Here is a 14367-nt window from a genome sequence, read left to right as displayed (position 1 = left end):
CCAAGAGCGCAAAGACGCAAACATGCCCAATAATTGTTCTTTTTTGCGCCTTTGCGTCTTTGCGCCTTTGCGTTGAACTCTCTCTCCGGACTTCTGGTGGGCGGCATTTGAGCGGAGCGCTCCCGCTTCAGAGACGGACCCATCGCGACGCTTTTGGTGCTCAGCGCGCTTGAGTGCGCTTCCGCGCCGAAAACGCCGAGATGGGCCCGTCTCCTGTGCGGGAGAGCCCCGCTCTACGATCTGCGGGGGGCGGGGCGGGGAAGGGGGGCTGTCCGCGTCGTTTGGGGCCAGATGCTTTTTTTGAAATGGGAAGCGAGGCGGGCGTCCCTTCACGTTCGGTCACTGCCGGTGTCGGACGGCGCGTCACGGCACCGCGCAAGGAGGAATTATGTCTTCGAGACTATCAAGAGCACTGTCGCCCTTTCTCGTCCTGAGCGCCGTCTCGCTCGTGGCATGTCAAGTCGATGTCTCCCTCGGCGGCGCCGGCGGGAGCTCCAACTCCAGCTCGGGAATCGGCGGCAGCGGCGGCAGCGATGGCACCGGGGGTGGCGGCGGCAGCGATGGTACCGGGGGTGGCGGCTGGGTTCCGCCGCAGTTCACGCCTGACAAGGTCGATCTCCTCTTCGTGGTCGACAACTCCGGGTCGATGGCGGACAAGCAGGAAGTGATGCGCCTGGCGCTCGCCGACTTCGTCGACGGCTTGACCAACCCGCTCTGCGTCGATCCGACCGGCGTTACTTCGAGCGTCCGGCCCCCGACCGGGTTGAGCATATGCCCCGCTGGCACATCGCGGGTGCGCACCCCGGTGCAGGACATGCACATCGGCGTCATCAGCAGCAGCCTCGGCGGCCACGGGTCGGGCGCCTGCCAGGGGACAACGTCCGCTTCGAACGTCGACATGGCCCGCCTCCTCGCGCGCTCCAATGAGGGGATGACCGAGAACGACCTGCCGACCTACGAGGACAAGGGCTTTCTCGTGTGGGACGCAGCCGGAACCCACGTCCCCGCGGGAGACTCCGATCCGGTCGCGCTCGCCGGAAAGCTCAGCGACATCGTGCAAGGGATCGGGCAAGCCGGGTGCGGCTTCGAGGCGCCCCTGGAGAGCTTCTATCGCTTCCTCGTCGATCCCGATCCGTACACGGAGATCATCGTGTCGCCGGCGACCGATGAAGTTTTGCTGGGAGGGACCGACTCGCGGCTCCTGGAGCAGCGGAAGGCCTTCCTCCGGCCGGACTCGCTCCTGCTCATCGTGATGCTCACCGACGAGAACGACTGCTCGATCAAGGACGAAGGCAGGAACTACCTTGTCGCCGAGACGGGACCGGGCTTCAGGTTGTGGCGGCCGCGGAGCGAGTGCGCCACCGACCCGAACGATCCGTGCTGCAAGTCCTGCGCACAGGCGCAGGACGGTTGCCCCGCGGATCCGGCCTGCACCGGCCCCGACGGCAACCCCGCCAGGCTCACCGCGGCGGAAGACCCGGTGAACAGCCGGTGCTGGGACCAGAAGCGCCGCTTCGGGGTCGACTTCCTCTACCCGGTCGATCGGTACACCCGGGCGCTCACGGAGCCCACCGTGGTGTCGCGGAGCGGAGAGCTCGTGCCGAACCCGATCTTCTCGGATCTGGACCCGAGCGACGACAACACCCGGACCCGAGGGCCGCAGCACATCGTGTTCACCGGCATCGTCGGCGTGCCGTGGCAGGACCTCGCGCGCCAGAACGCGGCCGGCGAGCCCGATCTCCTGGGCGGCCTGAACCCGTCCGGCCAGTCGATCGGCGGGCTGAAGAGCGCCGCCGAGCTCGCCGACCCGCCGTCCGGCACGACCCTCGGCAGCACCTGGGAAGCCATCCTCGGCGATCCGGCGAGCTACATCCCGCCCGCGGATCCGCTCATGGTCGAGTCGATGGCGCCCCGCTCGGGCATGAACCCGATCACCGGCGACGCGATCGTCCACCCGAGCTCCGCGGGCTGGAACCCGATCAACGGCCGGGAGTACACGATCCCATCGGGGAGCACCGGAGATCTCCAGTATGCCTGCATCTTTAACCTCCTCACCGAGCGTGTTTGCGACAGTGGGGCCCAGTCGTGCGATTGCAGGCCGATCGCCGGCGAGCCCAGCGACAACCCGCTGTGCAGGCCCGAAGGCACGAACGACCCGGCGGACCCCGGTGGGCGGTCCACGACGCAGGACCACGCCAAGGCCTACCCCGGCCTCCGCGAGCTGCAGCTGATCCGGAGCCTGGGAGAACGCGGGGTCGCAGGATCGATCTGCCCGGCGCAGGTGGCCGACACCTCGTCGCCCGACTACGGCTATCGGCCGATCATGAACGCCGTGCTCGACCGGCTCTCCACCGCGCTCTGACGCGTCGACGCCCCCATCGACGCGGCCCGCCCAGGGGCGGCGCGCAGAATGCATGCGCCGCCCCTGGGCTCGCGGAGGAGACGACTTCCTCGCGCGCCCGCGGATCCTCCCGTCAAGCCGTTGGCACAATCGCGACACAGCAAGACACCGCGATCGCGGTGCCCGCGCCGGGGACCGTGCGCTCCGCCCGAATTGCGTCCGCTTCCCGTGGCACCGAAGGTGCTTCAATGCGGCGTTCGGACAAACGCAACACGGAGGTTCTGATGCGCCACAAAGGGATGGCTCTCTTGCTGATCGTGATCGGGCTCGTGGGCTGCGACAGGGACGACGGCGGCGACACCGGAGAGCCGCCGGATCCGCCCGGATCAGAGACGTGCGGCGGGTTCCTCGGGACCAGCTGTCCCGACGGGCTCGCCTGCGTCGATGATCCGAGCGACGACTGCGACCCCGAGCACGGCGGGGCGGACTGCCCGGGCGTGTGCGTCGAGGAGCCGCGGCCGACGATGTGCGGGGGATTCGCGGGTTTCCCGTGCCCTGACGGGCTCGAGTGCATCGACGATCCGAGCGACGACTGCGACCCGAAGCGCGGCGGGGCGGACTGCGGCGGTATCTGCGTGGAGCCGAAGCCCAAACCGCCGATGTGCGGGGGGTTCGCAGGGTTCCAGTGCCCCGACGGGCTCGAGTGCATCGACGATCCGAGCGACGACTGCGATCCCGAGCACGGGGGGGCGGACTGCGGCGGCATCTGCGTGGTGGCCGAGCCCCGGCCGCCTGCGTGCGGCGGCATCGCGGCGCTCGAGTGCCCCAAGGGGCTCACGTGCATCGACGATCCGGGCGACGACTGCGCCCCGCCGATCGGCGCGGACTGCGGCGGCATCTGCGTCGCGCGCTGAGCCGGCGCGCAGCCGTTGCCGAAGGGGATGCGCCGTCCTGACGAACGGGCGCGCCCGCCGCGCGACGACGCTCAGTAGCGGTGCTTCCAGAGCAGGTCGAGGCTCGTCGCCGGGTTCGCGCCGGTGGCCATCGCCGCGCGCACGGACCAGTCCCGGCGGAAGCGCCACTCGAGGCTCACCTCGGTGCGCGCCTGCGCGCCGGTGTTGCCGCCCCCGGACCCTTGCCCCGTCGGCCCCTCCTCGAAGCTCGCGCTCGCGGTCACCTGCTGCCCGAGCTGGTAGCCGACGGTCGTCTTCAGCGCACCTTCTTCGGTCGTGCCCAGCTTCGTCTCGAAGTTCCGGAGAGGACCGATGCTCTGGAGGATCATGTTGATCTGCGCGGACGCGAGCCCGGTCCCCACGCCGGCCGCGACCCCGCTGGCGGCGCTGCCGCCGCCCGACCCGGGCGCCTCGGTGGAGGTGCCGCCCGCCAGCGTCCCTTCCGCGAACTCCCTGCCGAGCAGGAGCTCGGCGATCACCTCGTTCTCCGGGCGCGGCGGCTCCGAACGGAAGGTGATCTTGTCCTCGGTGATCGGGTTGAGCTGCCCCACGTAGTCGATGAAGATGCGCGTCCCCTCCCGCGTGTCGTGGAACGCCCTCACGTTCAGGAACGGATTCGACGGATCGCCCTGCAGCGCGACCACGCCAGGCTCGATCTCGAACTCCTTGCCGAGCACCTCGAGCCTGCCCGACACGATGTTCACGTTGCCCCGGATCTCGGTCTCCCCAGCGACCTTGATCCGGAGGGGGTGCGCCCGATCCCCTGACAGCGAGGCCCGCACCATGTCGCCCTCGACGCCGATCCTGCCCAGGTGGACCTCCATGGCGATCGGCGTGCCGCCCGCGCTCTCCTTCGCCTGCTCCGGCGGCTCGGCCGGCGCTCGCCGCGCCTCGTACTCTTGCTGACTGAGCGGCGCCGACGTCGTGATGTCGGCGTTCTCGCCGAGCGGCTGCACGCTCCGCCCGATCGTGGGCGGCAGCGTCAGATCGAGCGCGGGCACGTCGACGCGGACGGCGATCTCCTCGGCCCGCTTCTCCGCCGCGAGCGCTACCCTGCCGCGCACCTCGCCCATCGGGACGCCCTCCAGCGTGATCGGGAGGGCCCGGCCGCTCGGGATGGAGAGCTCGGCGCGGGCGTTCCGGAACGCGAAGCCTTCCATCTGGAGCGTCGCCTTCCCGCGGACCTGGCCGTTGCCTGCGTCGGCGCGGAGGTCGTCGATGCGGAGCTCGCCGGAGGGGCTCGCGGCGACGCGGAACGAGGCGTTCTCGAACGGCTGGCCGATCGTGGCCACCTGGACGACGCCGCCCTCGAGGCGCATCTCGCCGGAGAAGCCCGCCTGCGCGCCGAGCCCGAGCCGCACCTCGCCGTCGAGCGTGCCGTCGAGCCGGTTCACCGAGCCCTGCACGAACGGCTCGAGCGCCACCAGGCGGAAGCGGTCGACCGCGAGCGACACCGAGGCGTTCCGATCGTCGGTGAGCGCCGGGATCGCGTTCGCCTCCCACACCATGGGCGCCTCGGCCTTGGCCTCGAGCCGGCCGCCGTCGCGCCCCGCGAGCCGCACGCTGGCCACGGCCGCGGTGCGCCCCGCGCCGCCTGGCGGCGCGATGTCGAGCGACGCCTCGGCGGTCTCGTACCGGGCGTCAGGGCCGAGCGTGAGGCCCGGGAACTGAAGGTGCGCCCTGACCTCGGGTGCGGCCTCGAACAGCCCGCGCACGGAGATCTCGCCGCGCGCCTCGCCGCCGATCTTCATGTCGGCGAGGACGGGGACCTCCGCGAGCGGCAGATCCGCGATCTTCGCCTCGAGGCTGCCGTTGCTGAAGCGCCGAGCGGAAGGAGCCCCGCCGAGGAGGGCGGCGGCGTCCGCGCCCAGCTTCGCCTTCGCCGTCAGGTAGGTGATCGGCCCGCGGAACGCGTACGCGTCGAGCGCGGCGTCGCGCCCGTCATAGACGAGCAGCGTGTCGAGCCGGAGCTTGCCGAAGAGCGAGGGCTTCCCGTTGCCGCTCACGTTCGCGGCCGTCGCGCGGGCCACGAGCCGGGGCTCGGCGAGCTTCCCCGCGAAGTACACGTCGAGCCCTGCGGAGCCGGAGAGCACCGGCGTCCGCTTCCCGAAGGCGGCCAGCTCGGTGAGATCGTTGAGCCGGCGGCGCGGCACGCGGAGGTGCGCGGCGATCGCCGTCCGCGGGAGCGCCGCGGCCGGATCGGCGAGGAGCGCCGGCAGATCGGCGTCGAGCGCGGCCGAGAGCTCCGCCACGAGCTGGCGATCGAACACCGACACCGTGACGTGGGCGTCGCCGGTCTTCGCGTCGAGATCCCCGGCGATCCGCGCGTCGAGCTTCCTCGATACCCACGCCGGCGCGCCAGTCTGTGCGTCGATCGGCCCCGCCGCGCGCAGGCCCTCCGTGCGGACAAGGAGGCTCCGCACCGAGGGGAGCCGCTCTCCCGCCTCGCGCGCCACCGCGAGGCGCGCGGTGAGGCGGCCCGAGAGCTCGCTCAGGGCGAGCCGGACCGGCGACGCCTGCGCCAGGCACCCGAGCTGCCACGCGTCGGCGTCCATGCGGGCCGACCCGGTGACCGTCTGCCAGGTGCGCGCCGAGAGGAGCGGCCCGCGCAGCCTCGCCGCGCTCCCGTCGACCAGCACGCGCGCGATGGCGCCGTGACACACCGGCGGGGGCGGCGGTTTCTGCTGCGGCGCCGTGTCGAAGGCCGTGGTCCATGCCTGGTCGGGCGTCGCGCCCTGGCGCAGGGCCTCCTGCGCTTGCGCGGGCGGCGGCTCCGGCGGCGCGAGCAGCCGGACCAGACCGTCCGCCTTCAGCGCCTCGCCGTCGAGGCGCGCCGTCACGTTCATCGAGAGCCGCGGCGCCATGCCCGGGACCGAGCCGTCCTCGAGCTCGATCTGGACGCGCCCCGCGCGGCGCGTCCCCCGGCCGTGCACCGACACGTCGAGGTTGGCGAGGCCAGCTATCCCGAGCGGCGCCCCGGTGATGTCGGCGATGCGCGCGAGGTCGATCGCGGTGCCCCGGAGGTCGCCCTCGATCTCGTCTCCGGCGAGCGAGAGGCTCCCCTCGATCTCCCCCACGCCGTCGCCGCGCAGCGCGAGCCCGCGGAGGGCGATCCCGCGGTCCCACGCGACGCGGGCGGCCTGCGCGGTCACCTCGTCCTCCCCGCGCGCCACGTCCACGCGGACCTGCCGCGCCTCGCTCCGCGGCAGATCGAGGTGGGCCGAGGCCATGATCCGGCGCTCCGCGCTGGCCAGCGACACACGGACGCGCGGCGCCGTGACGGGCCCCGCGGCGCTCGCCGCCACGCTGCGGAACGCGTACTGCTGGGCGCGGAGGTCCGCTCCGCGGAACGCGCCCTCGATCGTGAGCTTGTCGATCGGCCCCGTGGCCTTGGCCCGGACCTCGCCGCGCCCGAGCTGAAGATCGGACCCGACGCGGAGCCCGGCGACGCGCACGGTCGCCTTGGCGTCGAGCGCCTCGTCCCGCAGCGCGCCCTCGACGTGGAGCGCAGCGCTGCCGTGGATGCCGCGCGGGACGCGCTGCACCGCGCTGAGCGACGGGATCTCGCTCTGCGCCTCGAACTGAAGCACCCCGTCCTTCGAGCGGACGACGCTGGCCTCGATGGGCGCGCCGGGCTCGTGGATCGTCGCCGCAGCACGCAGCGCGCCGCGCTCGAGGGTCGCGCGCGCCTCGGTCGCCGGCACGCGCTGCCCCGCGACGAGGAACGGCTCCGTCCTGGCCTCGGCGACGATGCGCGGCCCGCCCTCCTCGTCGAGGTGGATCTCCCCTCGGGCCTCCGCGCTCACCCGCGCGGCGGGCGCCGCCCCGACGAAGGCGCGCGGGTCGAGCTCGGCGATCCGCACCTCGGCGGTGATGCGCTTCGGATCGAGCGCGTCGAGCCGGGCGCTCGCGGTGACCTCGCCGGTCACGGCGTCGCCTGCGACGAGCGGATCGAGGACCGCGACGTGCGCGGTGACGGCCAGGTCCGAGAGCGCTCCGTCGGCCGTCACCAGCACCGAGAGCGGCCGGGCGAGCGGCGCGCTCGGATCGATCGCGAGGGCCGCCTCCGGCGTCACGCGCGTGGACGAGACCCGCGCCGTGAGGCGCTCGTCTTTCAGCGTCCCCTCGGCGGTGAGCGGGATCGCGCCGACGCTCCCTTCGAGCTTCGCGGTGAGCTCCATCGGCGCGTCCGTGGGCACGCTGACGCTCCCGGAGATGCTGGTCGCCTCGACCGGGACCGGCAGCAGGCGCCGCTCCATGATGCGCACGCGCTCGAGCGCGTACTGACTCCGGTCCGCGACGATGACGCCGCCGGCGAGGTCCTCGATCGTCGCGTCGATGGGGCTCCCTGGCGCGACCGTGCCGTGGACCGCCGCGCGATCGAGCACGACGCGCGACAGCTCGAGGCGGAGCGGCCGCGCAGGCTCGGCGGGCGGCTCCGAAGGCGGCTTCGGCGTGAAATCCTCGGCCAGGGTGAGCGCGCCTTGCTCGTCCTGCTCGAGCAAGACGTCCACGTCCGCGACCCGGACGAGCGGGATCGTGACGGCGAGGTCGCCGTCGCCGAGGAGGAGCTCCGTCGCGATCGAGAGCGCGTTGAACTCGGCGTGGACGCCGCTGACACGCAGGTGCTCGGTTCCGTTCGGGTGGCTCACCGTCACCCTGGAGACGTCGGCGGTGAAGAGGCCGAGGCGGTCGATGTGCTCGATCTCGATCCGTCCCTCGAGGCTGGACCGCAGGGTGTCGTTGACGAGCTGCCTTATCAGGTTGCGGGTCGACGAGGCGTTCAGGTGGATGACGGCGCCGACCGCCGTCGCAGCGACGAAGACGCCGCCCAGGCCGATCACGCTGGCCGACACCGCGGCCGCGCGGGCCAGCGCCCGGCGAAAGCGGCCTTGCCGGTGCGGGGCGCCGGCGCCGGGCGCGGGAGGGAGGGCGGGAGTCTCTGGCATATCGCCTAAGGACCGCTCCGAGCGCGCGGGAAATCGTGGCCGGGGACCTCGTGAGGCGGCGGCGCCGGGATCTCCTGCGTGTGCGCGGGCGCTGGCACCTCGGGCTGGTGCCTCGTCCCCGGATCTCCTCCGGGCTGTGCCGTCCCCGGGAGCTGGATCTCGCGGTCCGGCGACGTGCGGCCGGGCGAGCCGGGCGAGTCGGGGGTCGCTGGCGTTTCGCCGGGGGGGCTCGCCGCCGGCTTCGGCGCGCCGGGCTTCCAGGGCTCGCCGTTCGGCGCGATGTTCGACGCGCTGTTCGACGCACCCTTCCTCTCACCATTCCGCTGTTGCGACGCGTTCTTCATGGCCTCCACCCTGTCTCCGGTCATGCCGGCATGCGGCGCCCGAGCGCGAGCGAGATCACCGCGAGCACCAGGAACGCGACGAACAGGATCTTCGCGATCGACGCGGCGCTGGCGGCGATCCCGCCGAAGCCGAAGATTGCGGCGATGATCGCGATGATGAAGAAGGTGACAGTCCAGCCGAGCATGATGTCCTCCAAGGGGGTGTCTGGGGTCGATCCGTTGTCTTCGTGGAGACGACCTCAACGTGGTTCCTGATGGCGGCTGTTCGCCGCGGTTCCTTGCTGTTCCCTGACCGTTGACTGTTGACCGTTGCAGCCCCCGTGCCGGCTGGCGGCAGAGGCTGTCGGCCGGCGCGTTCTCGGCGGCGCGAGGCGGGTAGCGTCGAGATCGGCCCAGTCGCTTCCGTCCGGGCGCGCGTGCGGCGCCTCGCGCCTGGGGCAAGATGCCTCGATCGTGACAGGGTGGACCTGCGCGTACGCGGAGCGCCGAGCGCCGAGCGCGGAACGCGGGCGTCGGGCGAGCGCGCGCGCCTGCGCCGCGCTGCTCCGTGTCGACAGCGTCTGCACGGAGGCTCCACGCGGACGCCCTGCAACTTCCCGGAACGGGCGACTCCGGACGGGCTATAAGGACCCGGCCATGCCGAAATCGAAGGTCGCTGTGATCCGCACGTCGCCTGCGACGGTGCTCTCGGACTACCACCGGCTGATGAACCTGGCCGGTTACCAGGATGTGGTCGCCAAGGACGCCGACACCGCGCTCAAGGTGAACATCTCCTGGCACTTCTTCTACCCGAGCTCATCCACGACGCCCTGGCAGCTCGAGGGGGTCATCCGGGCGATGACGCAGGACGGGTACTCGAAGGACCTGATCCACGCCTGCCACAACCGCACGGTCGTCATCGACGCCCACCTCGGCGAGCGCGAGAACAAGCAGATCGACGTCGTGCAGGCGCACGGCCTGCGCAACGTCCACCTCTACGAAGGGGAGGAGTGGATCCCGATCGGGGACGCGGTCGGCGATCTGCGGAAGAAGTTCCTCTGTCTGAACGAGGTGTACCCGAAGGGGTTCTCGATCCCGAAGCGCTTCATCGGGGAGAACATCATCCACCTGCCGACGGTGAAGACCCACATCTTCACGACGACGACGGGCGCGATGAAGAACGCGTTCGGCGGCCTCTTGAACGAGCACCGGCACTGGACGCACCCGGTGATCCACGAGACGCTCGTGGATCTCCTGATGATCCAGAAGAAGATCCACCGCGGGGTCTTCGCGGTGATGGACGGGACGTTCGCGGGCGACGGCCCGGGGCCGCGCTGTATGGTGCCGCACGTGAAGAACGTGCTGCTCGCGTCCTCGGACCAGGTGGCGATCGACGCCGTGGCGGCGAAGCTGATGGGGTTCGACCCGCTGCGCGATCTCAAGTTCGTGCGGCTGGCGCACGATCTCGGCCTCGGGACGGGCGACGTGCGCGACATCGAGCTCGTGGGCGACGTGGACGCGGCGAACGAGCAGTGGAACTTCGATGGACCGTTCAAGGAGATGACGTTCGCCTCGCGCAACCAGCACCGCATCTACTGGGGTCCTCTGAAGAAGCCGATTGAGTGGTCGCTCAAGACGTGGCTCGCCCCCTGGGCTTACGTGGCGTCGGTCACGTATCACGACATGTTCTGGTACCCGCGCTACGCGAAGGAGAAGATGGCCCCCGTGCTGGAGAGCCCGTGGGGGCGCCTCTTCGCGAACTGGGGCAAGGTGCAGCCCGACGCGGCAGGGCAGGGGTACCCGGAGGTCGGCGAGGCGAGCCACGAGCTCGTCCGGAGCGGGGTGAAGCACTTCCTGGAGGGCATGCGCCTCGTGGGGATGGCGGTCGCGGAGTCGCCGGAGATCATGGTCCGCAAGCGGGCGCGCGCGCAGGCGGCCGGCGGGGGCGGGGCGGCGGCGGTGTAGTCCTGGAGCGGCGGCTCCGCTTCGGGCCGAGAGCCGAGCGGAGCCGCTCAACCGCCCGTGGGCCGAGCGAAGACCTTGAGGTAGAGCTCGTCCACTGCCAGATCGCAGCCGATCGACGCGATCTGGAGTCGCTCGCCCGGTCCGAGCACGCGGAGCAGCCAGGTCCCGTCCGGCTGGCGGCGGAAGTGCTCGACCTCCACCTGCTTCTGGGACAGCAGGACGTAATCGGCGATCGATGGAATGCCCCGATACAGGGCGAATTTACCGCCGCGGTCGTAGCTCTCCGAGGAGTCGGAGAGCACCTCGAAGACGGCTGTGGGGTTGAGCAGGGTGTCGCGGTGTTCGTCCTCGAACAGGGGCTGGCCGCAGACGACCGAGGCGTCCGGGTAGACGTAGCGGCCCGTCGTCACGTTCTTGATCCGCAGGTCGGACGCGTGCGCCTCGCAGGGACGCGCTCTCAGCGAACTGCGGAGCTCACCCACCACGTTGGCGGCGATGAGGCTGTGCTCGCGCGTGCCACCCGACATCGCGAACACCTCGCCGCCAGCGTACTCATGCTTCACCTCGGAGGAGCGCTCGAGCGCGAGGTACTCCTCCGGAGACAGCTTCGCGTGGGGCGCCTTCTGGGCCATGCCGGATTCTACCATGCCCTCCCGAGCGCAGGCGGCCGTCGACGGGAGGGCGGGGCGGCGTCGGCGGTAGTAGAGTTCGGGGTGGGCGGCCCCCGGAGCGCCGCCTGCGACCCGACGCGCCGGTCAGCCGACGCCGCCGCCCATGATCGTCCCGTCCGCTCGATAACACGCGTAGTTGTAGCCGAGCTGCCCCGGTGTCCCCCTCTCCGTGTAGCTCGCCGTCAGGTAGTACGTCATCGCCCAGCCCCATCGGCCGAGCGAGTACGAGTAGCCGTAGGACCAGCTCCCGCTCGTCGACTGCACGTAGAACTTCGAGATGCCGTTGAGCGGACCGGTGTACATCGTGCCGATCGTCGCTCCGCCGGGCTGGTTGCGGAGCGTGAGGGACTCGGCGCAGGCGGCGTTCACCGCGCCGTTCGTCACCGCCTGCTCGGCGACCTCGGTCTGCTCGTCGACCACCGCGTCGTCCCCCAGCTCCGATGACGAGTCCACATCGACGACGCACCCCGTCAGCGCGAACACCGAACCCAGGATTGCGAATGCATTGAAACTTTTCATTCTATGATGCCTTTGAACTCGACCGCGTGACGACCCGCACGCGGCTTCCCCAAGAAAGCGCGCCGAAGGCGCATGCCCTATCGACTCCCGGAGCCTCCTCCTGTGATTCGCTGACTCGGGGGCTCGGGGCGACGGACCTCCAACGACGGAACTTAACCGATCATGAAGGTTTGTGGGAAGCCCATTTGATTCGTCTTTAATTCAGATTCATCGCCTGTGCGACGAGAGGTCGCTCTCACCTCACGTCGACGACATCGCCGTCGCGGCGTGGCCAGGCAAGCAGCAAAAGTGCATCCTCGGCTGATCCACGCCTCGATGCGCAACGGCGAGCCATCGCGTGATGCGTCGATCGCCGTTCCCGTTCGGGCCGAGGCTCAGCGTGCCGCGCTGGTCGCGTGCGACGGCCGTCGCCCCGACGTCACGGCCGGCGCGGCGCCCGCGACGAACCTGACGCGCACCGGTCTCGGCCGGAGCGGCGGCAACGATCGGGCGAGCTGCTCGTAGGCGTCGCGCCCCACCCGCCGCTCCTCGTGGACGAGCGTCGCCCAGATCTCCGCCTCGCGCGCCTCCGCGTGCTCGGCGGCGCGCGGATCGAAGCGCAGCCCGCGCTCGAGGGTGCTGGCTCCGGGGATGCTGTCGTCGGGGCGGCGCGCCGCGCGATCGCGGAAGACGCCGGGGCCGAAGCGGTCGTACTGGAGGATCGTGTGTGCGGTCGACACGGCGCCGGCCCACGGATAGCTGCGCAAGGTCCAGCCGCGCGACAGGTCGGAGAGCCGCGCGTCGACGTCGGCGCGCTCGGCGTCGGTCTTCCACGGCTCTCGCGGGACGAAGAACAGGCCGAGCCCGAGCTCGTCGCCCTCGAGCGCGAACACCTCGTCGATCCCGAAGCGCTCCGGGGTCTGCGCGACGAGCGAGCCGTGCGTCAGCCCGAACTCGCCGACGATGTACACGGCGAGCGCCTCCCGCCGCGCGCGCAGGAAGTCGAGCGTCTCGACGGCCTCGGCGTGCGTCTCGGTGGGGAAGTCCGTGAAGCACATCGCCTCGGCGGCCACGCCCGCGGACGCCAGGTGGTCGATGACGTCGGAGACGACCTCGACGGGCGCGCCCTTGTCGATGAGGCCGAGGACGCGCGGCGACGCGGACTCGACGCCGAGCGCGCACGCGACGGCGCCCGCGCGGCGCAGCACGTCCGCGCGCTCCCTGGTCAGGTACTTCTCCGGCTTGAGGTCGGTGGCCCACCGCACGTCGAGGCCGGCGTCGAGGATCGCCTGCGCCATCTTCACGAGCGTCTTCGGCGCGACCGAGTCCTGCGACAGGTAGAAGTGGCGCGTGCCGTGCCGCGCGGCGAGGGCCGAGAGGTGCGCCACGATGGTCTCGACGGCGCGCTCGCGGTACGCCGCCGTGCCGACCTCCGCGAGCCCGTAATGGCAGAAGGTGCATTTACCCCAGTAGCAGCCCCGCGTCGGGTCGTACGGGAGCACGAGCGCCGGCGCGAGGTACGCCTCGAGCGGGAGCCCATCGAAGTCGGGCGCGGGGAGCGCTTTCAGGTCCTCCATGCCGTGACCGGACATCCAGCGCGCGCCCATCAGGCGATCGCGCACGACGATGTTCGGCACGTCCCGGAGCGGCCGGCCCTCGTCGAGCGCGCGCGCGAGCGCGAGGAGGGTGTGCTCGCCCTCGAACAGGCACGCCGAGTCGAACGGTCCGAGCGCGCGCGCGAGCCGCTCGCCCGACAGCCGGAGGAGCAGCTGCGTGACGCCGGGGCCGCCGCACGTGACGTGCACGCCGGGCAGCGCCTCCTTGATCTTGTGCGCGAACGCGTACGCGGGCTGGAGCTGGCCCGGGAAGCACACGGAGAGGCCCACGATGTCGGCGCGCGCGTCGCGGAGCCGGGGCACGAGCGTCTGCTGCACCCAGGCGTCGAAGGGATCGTGCTCCGGCCGGCTCGACCGGGCGATCTCGGCCATCGACGTCAGGCCGAACGGCGTGCGGTAGGCCGTGAAGTCGAGCTTGAGCGGGTGGTGCGTGGCGGACACGACGCCGAGCGCCGCGTCGAGCGTCGCGACCGCGCGGGCGTAGGCGTCCGGATCGTAGAAGGCGTCAGGGGAGCGGAGCGTGGCCTTGGCGAGGTCCACCGCCTCCGGGACGGCGTGCGCGTCGCCGCGCGCGCGGGCGAGGGCGAGGTACTCGAGCTGGTCGGCGTGCGGGAGCGCGGGGCGGCGGTCGAGCTCGCCGAGGCGCGCCTCGAGGCGGTCTCGGAGGTCGGCCATGCGCAGCGGCGTGAGCAGCGCGTCGAAGGCCTCGATATTCGCGTCGACGGGCAGGACCTCCACGCCGTTCGCGCGGAGGAAGCCGGTCAGCATCGGCACCGCGAGGTACGGGGCCGTGGGATCGCAGGTCGGCGGATAAACGAGCGCGATGCGCATCGGGGCGGCGGTCTAGCACACCCGGGGGCGGGGCGTGGGGGCGGCGCCAGGTGGGCCAGTCGTGGGAAGGCCTGTGCGGAAAGCTCGACTCGACCGACTCGATCCCCCCGAGGGTTGCCCCGTTTCAACGAGAAATACCGGAGAGCGCTCTGGTAACGTGGAGAACAAGGGGAGCAACGTGGGGGTGAACTGAGGCCGACGGGGGGTTCACGGGCGCGTC

Annotated in this window: 9 protein-coding genes; 3 read left to right on the top strand and 6 right to left on the bottom strand. The window is 71.4% G+C overall.

Annotated elements, in window-relative coordinates; all coding sequences use genetic code 11:
* Positions 1 to 388: 388 nt before the first annotated feature.
* Positions 389 to 2362: a hypothetical protein gene (locus tag WME79_RS28125; RefSeq protein WP_437520882.1), complete on the top strand. Its 1974-nt coding sequence runs from the start codon at positions 389 to 391 to the stop codon at positions 2360 to 2362.
* Between the two features lie 278 nt (positions 2363 to 2640).
* The gene (locus tag WME79_RS28120) at positions 2641 to 3255 is read left to right on the top strand and encodes a hypothetical protein (RefSeq protein ID WP_437520879.1); all 615 of its coding nucleotides are present in this window, start codon (positions 2641 to 2643) and stop codon (positions 3253 to 3255) included.
* Between the two features lie 71 nt (positions 3256 to 3326).
* Here WME79_RS28120 and WME79_RS28115 read toward each other — a convergent pair whose 3' ends face one another.
* Genes WME79_RS28115 through WME79_RS28105 form a run of 3 tightly spaced genes read right to left on the bottom strand, consistent with a single transcriptional unit; the run spans position 3327 to position 8772 of the window.
* Complete coding sequence (locus WME79_RS28115) at positions 3327 to 8243, bottom strand: translocation/assembly module TamB domain-containing protein (RefSeq protein WP_437520876.1); 4917 nt, start codon at positions 8241 to 8243, stop codon at positions 3327 to 3329.
* A 5-nt stretch (positions 8244 to 8248) separates the two neighbouring features.
* Positions 8249 to 8587, bottom strand: coding sequence for a hypothetical protein (locus tag WME79_RS28110; protein WP_437520873.1), 339 nt, complete (start codon positions 8585 to 8587; stop codon positions 8249 to 8251).
* Between the two features lie 20 nt (positions 8588 to 8607).
* A complete protein-coding gene (locus tag WME79_RS28105) occupies positions 8608 to 8772 on the bottom strand; it encodes a DUF1328 family protein (RefSeq protein ID WP_012237660.1) in 165 nt (54 codons plus the stop codon).
* Positions 8773 to 9223: 451 nt separating this feature from the next.
* On the opposite strand from WME79_RS28105, the gene WME79_RS28100 reads away from it, so the two are divergent.
* Complete coding sequence (locus WME79_RS28100; RefSeq protein ID WP_437520870.1) at positions 9224 to 10531, top strand: DUF362 domain-containing protein; 1308 nt, start codon at positions 9224 to 9226, stop codon at positions 10529 to 10531.
* Positions 10532 to 10578: 47 nt separating this feature from the next.
* Here the strand turns inward: WME79_RS28100 and WME79_RS28095 are convergent, their stop codons facing one another.
* From WME79_RS28095 to WME79_RS28085, 3 genes are all read right to left on the bottom strand, one after another.
* Entirely contained in the window at positions 10579 to 11163 is a 585-nt protein-coding gene (locus tag WME79_RS28095; RefSeq protein WP_437520866.1) for a Uma2 family endonuclease, read from the bottom strand.
* A gap of 123 nt (positions 11164 to 11286) precedes the next feature.
* Positions 11287 to 11721 (bottom strand): hypothetical protein, encoded by a 435-nt coding sequence (locus WME79_RS28090; RefSeq protein WP_437520864.1) that lies wholly within the window; start codon positions 11719 to 11721, stop codon positions 11287 to 11289.
* Between the two features lie 374 nt (positions 11722 to 12095).
* Positions 12096 to 14147, bottom strand: a complete 2052-nt coding sequence (locus tag WME79_RS28085; RefSeq protein WP_437520861.1) for a B12-binding domain-containing radical SAM protein — start codon at positions 14145 to 14147, stop codon at positions 12096 to 12098.
* Positions 14148 to 14367 lie beyond the last annotated feature (220 nt).

Origin of the sequence: Sorangium sp. So ce726 (assembly GCF_051521405.1) — a bacterium.
Lineage (GTDB): Bacteria > Myxococcota_A > Polyangia > Polyangiales > Polyangiaceae > Sorangium.
The sequence above is the reverse complement of the archived record's forward strand: the minus strand, read 5'-3'. Positions and strand labels throughout refer to the sequence as shown.

Excerpts from the sequence above, each read along its gene's own strand:
- WME79_RS28125 (WP_437520882.1), top strand. The coding sequence starts at position 389 with ATGTCTTCGAGACTATCAAGAGCACTGTCGCCCTTTCTCGTCCTGAGC.
- WME79_RS28120 (WP_437520879.1), top strand. The coding sequence starts at position 2,641 with ATGGCTCTCTTGCTGATCGTGATCGGGCTCGTGGGCTGCGACAGGGAC.
- WME79_RS28115 (WP_437520876.1), bottom strand. The coding sequence starts at position 8,243 with ATGCCAGAGACTCCCGCCCTCCCTCCCGCGCCCGGCGCCGGCGCCCCG.
- WME79_RS28110 (WP_437520873.1), bottom strand. The coding sequence starts at position 8,587 with ATGAAGAACGCGTCGCAACAGCGGAATGGTGAGAGGAAGGGTGCGTCG.
- WME79_RS28105 (WP_012237660.1), bottom strand. The coding sequence starts at position 8,772 with ATGCTCGGCTGGACTGTCACCTTCTTCATCATCGCGATCATCGCCGCA.
- WME79_RS28100 (WP_437520870.1), top strand. The coding sequence starts at position 9,224 with ATGCCGAAATCGAAGGTCGCTGTGATCCGCACGTCGCCTGCGACGGTG.
- WME79_RS28095 (WP_437520866.1), bottom strand. The coding sequence starts at position 11,163 with ATGGCCCAGAAGGCGCCCCACGCGAAGCTGTCTCCGGAGGAGTACCTC.
- WME79_RS28090 (WP_437520864.1), bottom strand. The coding sequence starts at position 11,721 with ATGAAAAGTTTCAATGCATTCGCAATCCTGGGTTCGGTGTTCGCGCTG.
- WME79_RS28085 (WP_437520861.1), bottom strand. The coding sequence starts at position 14,147 with ATGCGCATCGCGCTCGTTTATCCGCCGACCTGCGATCCCACGGCCCCG.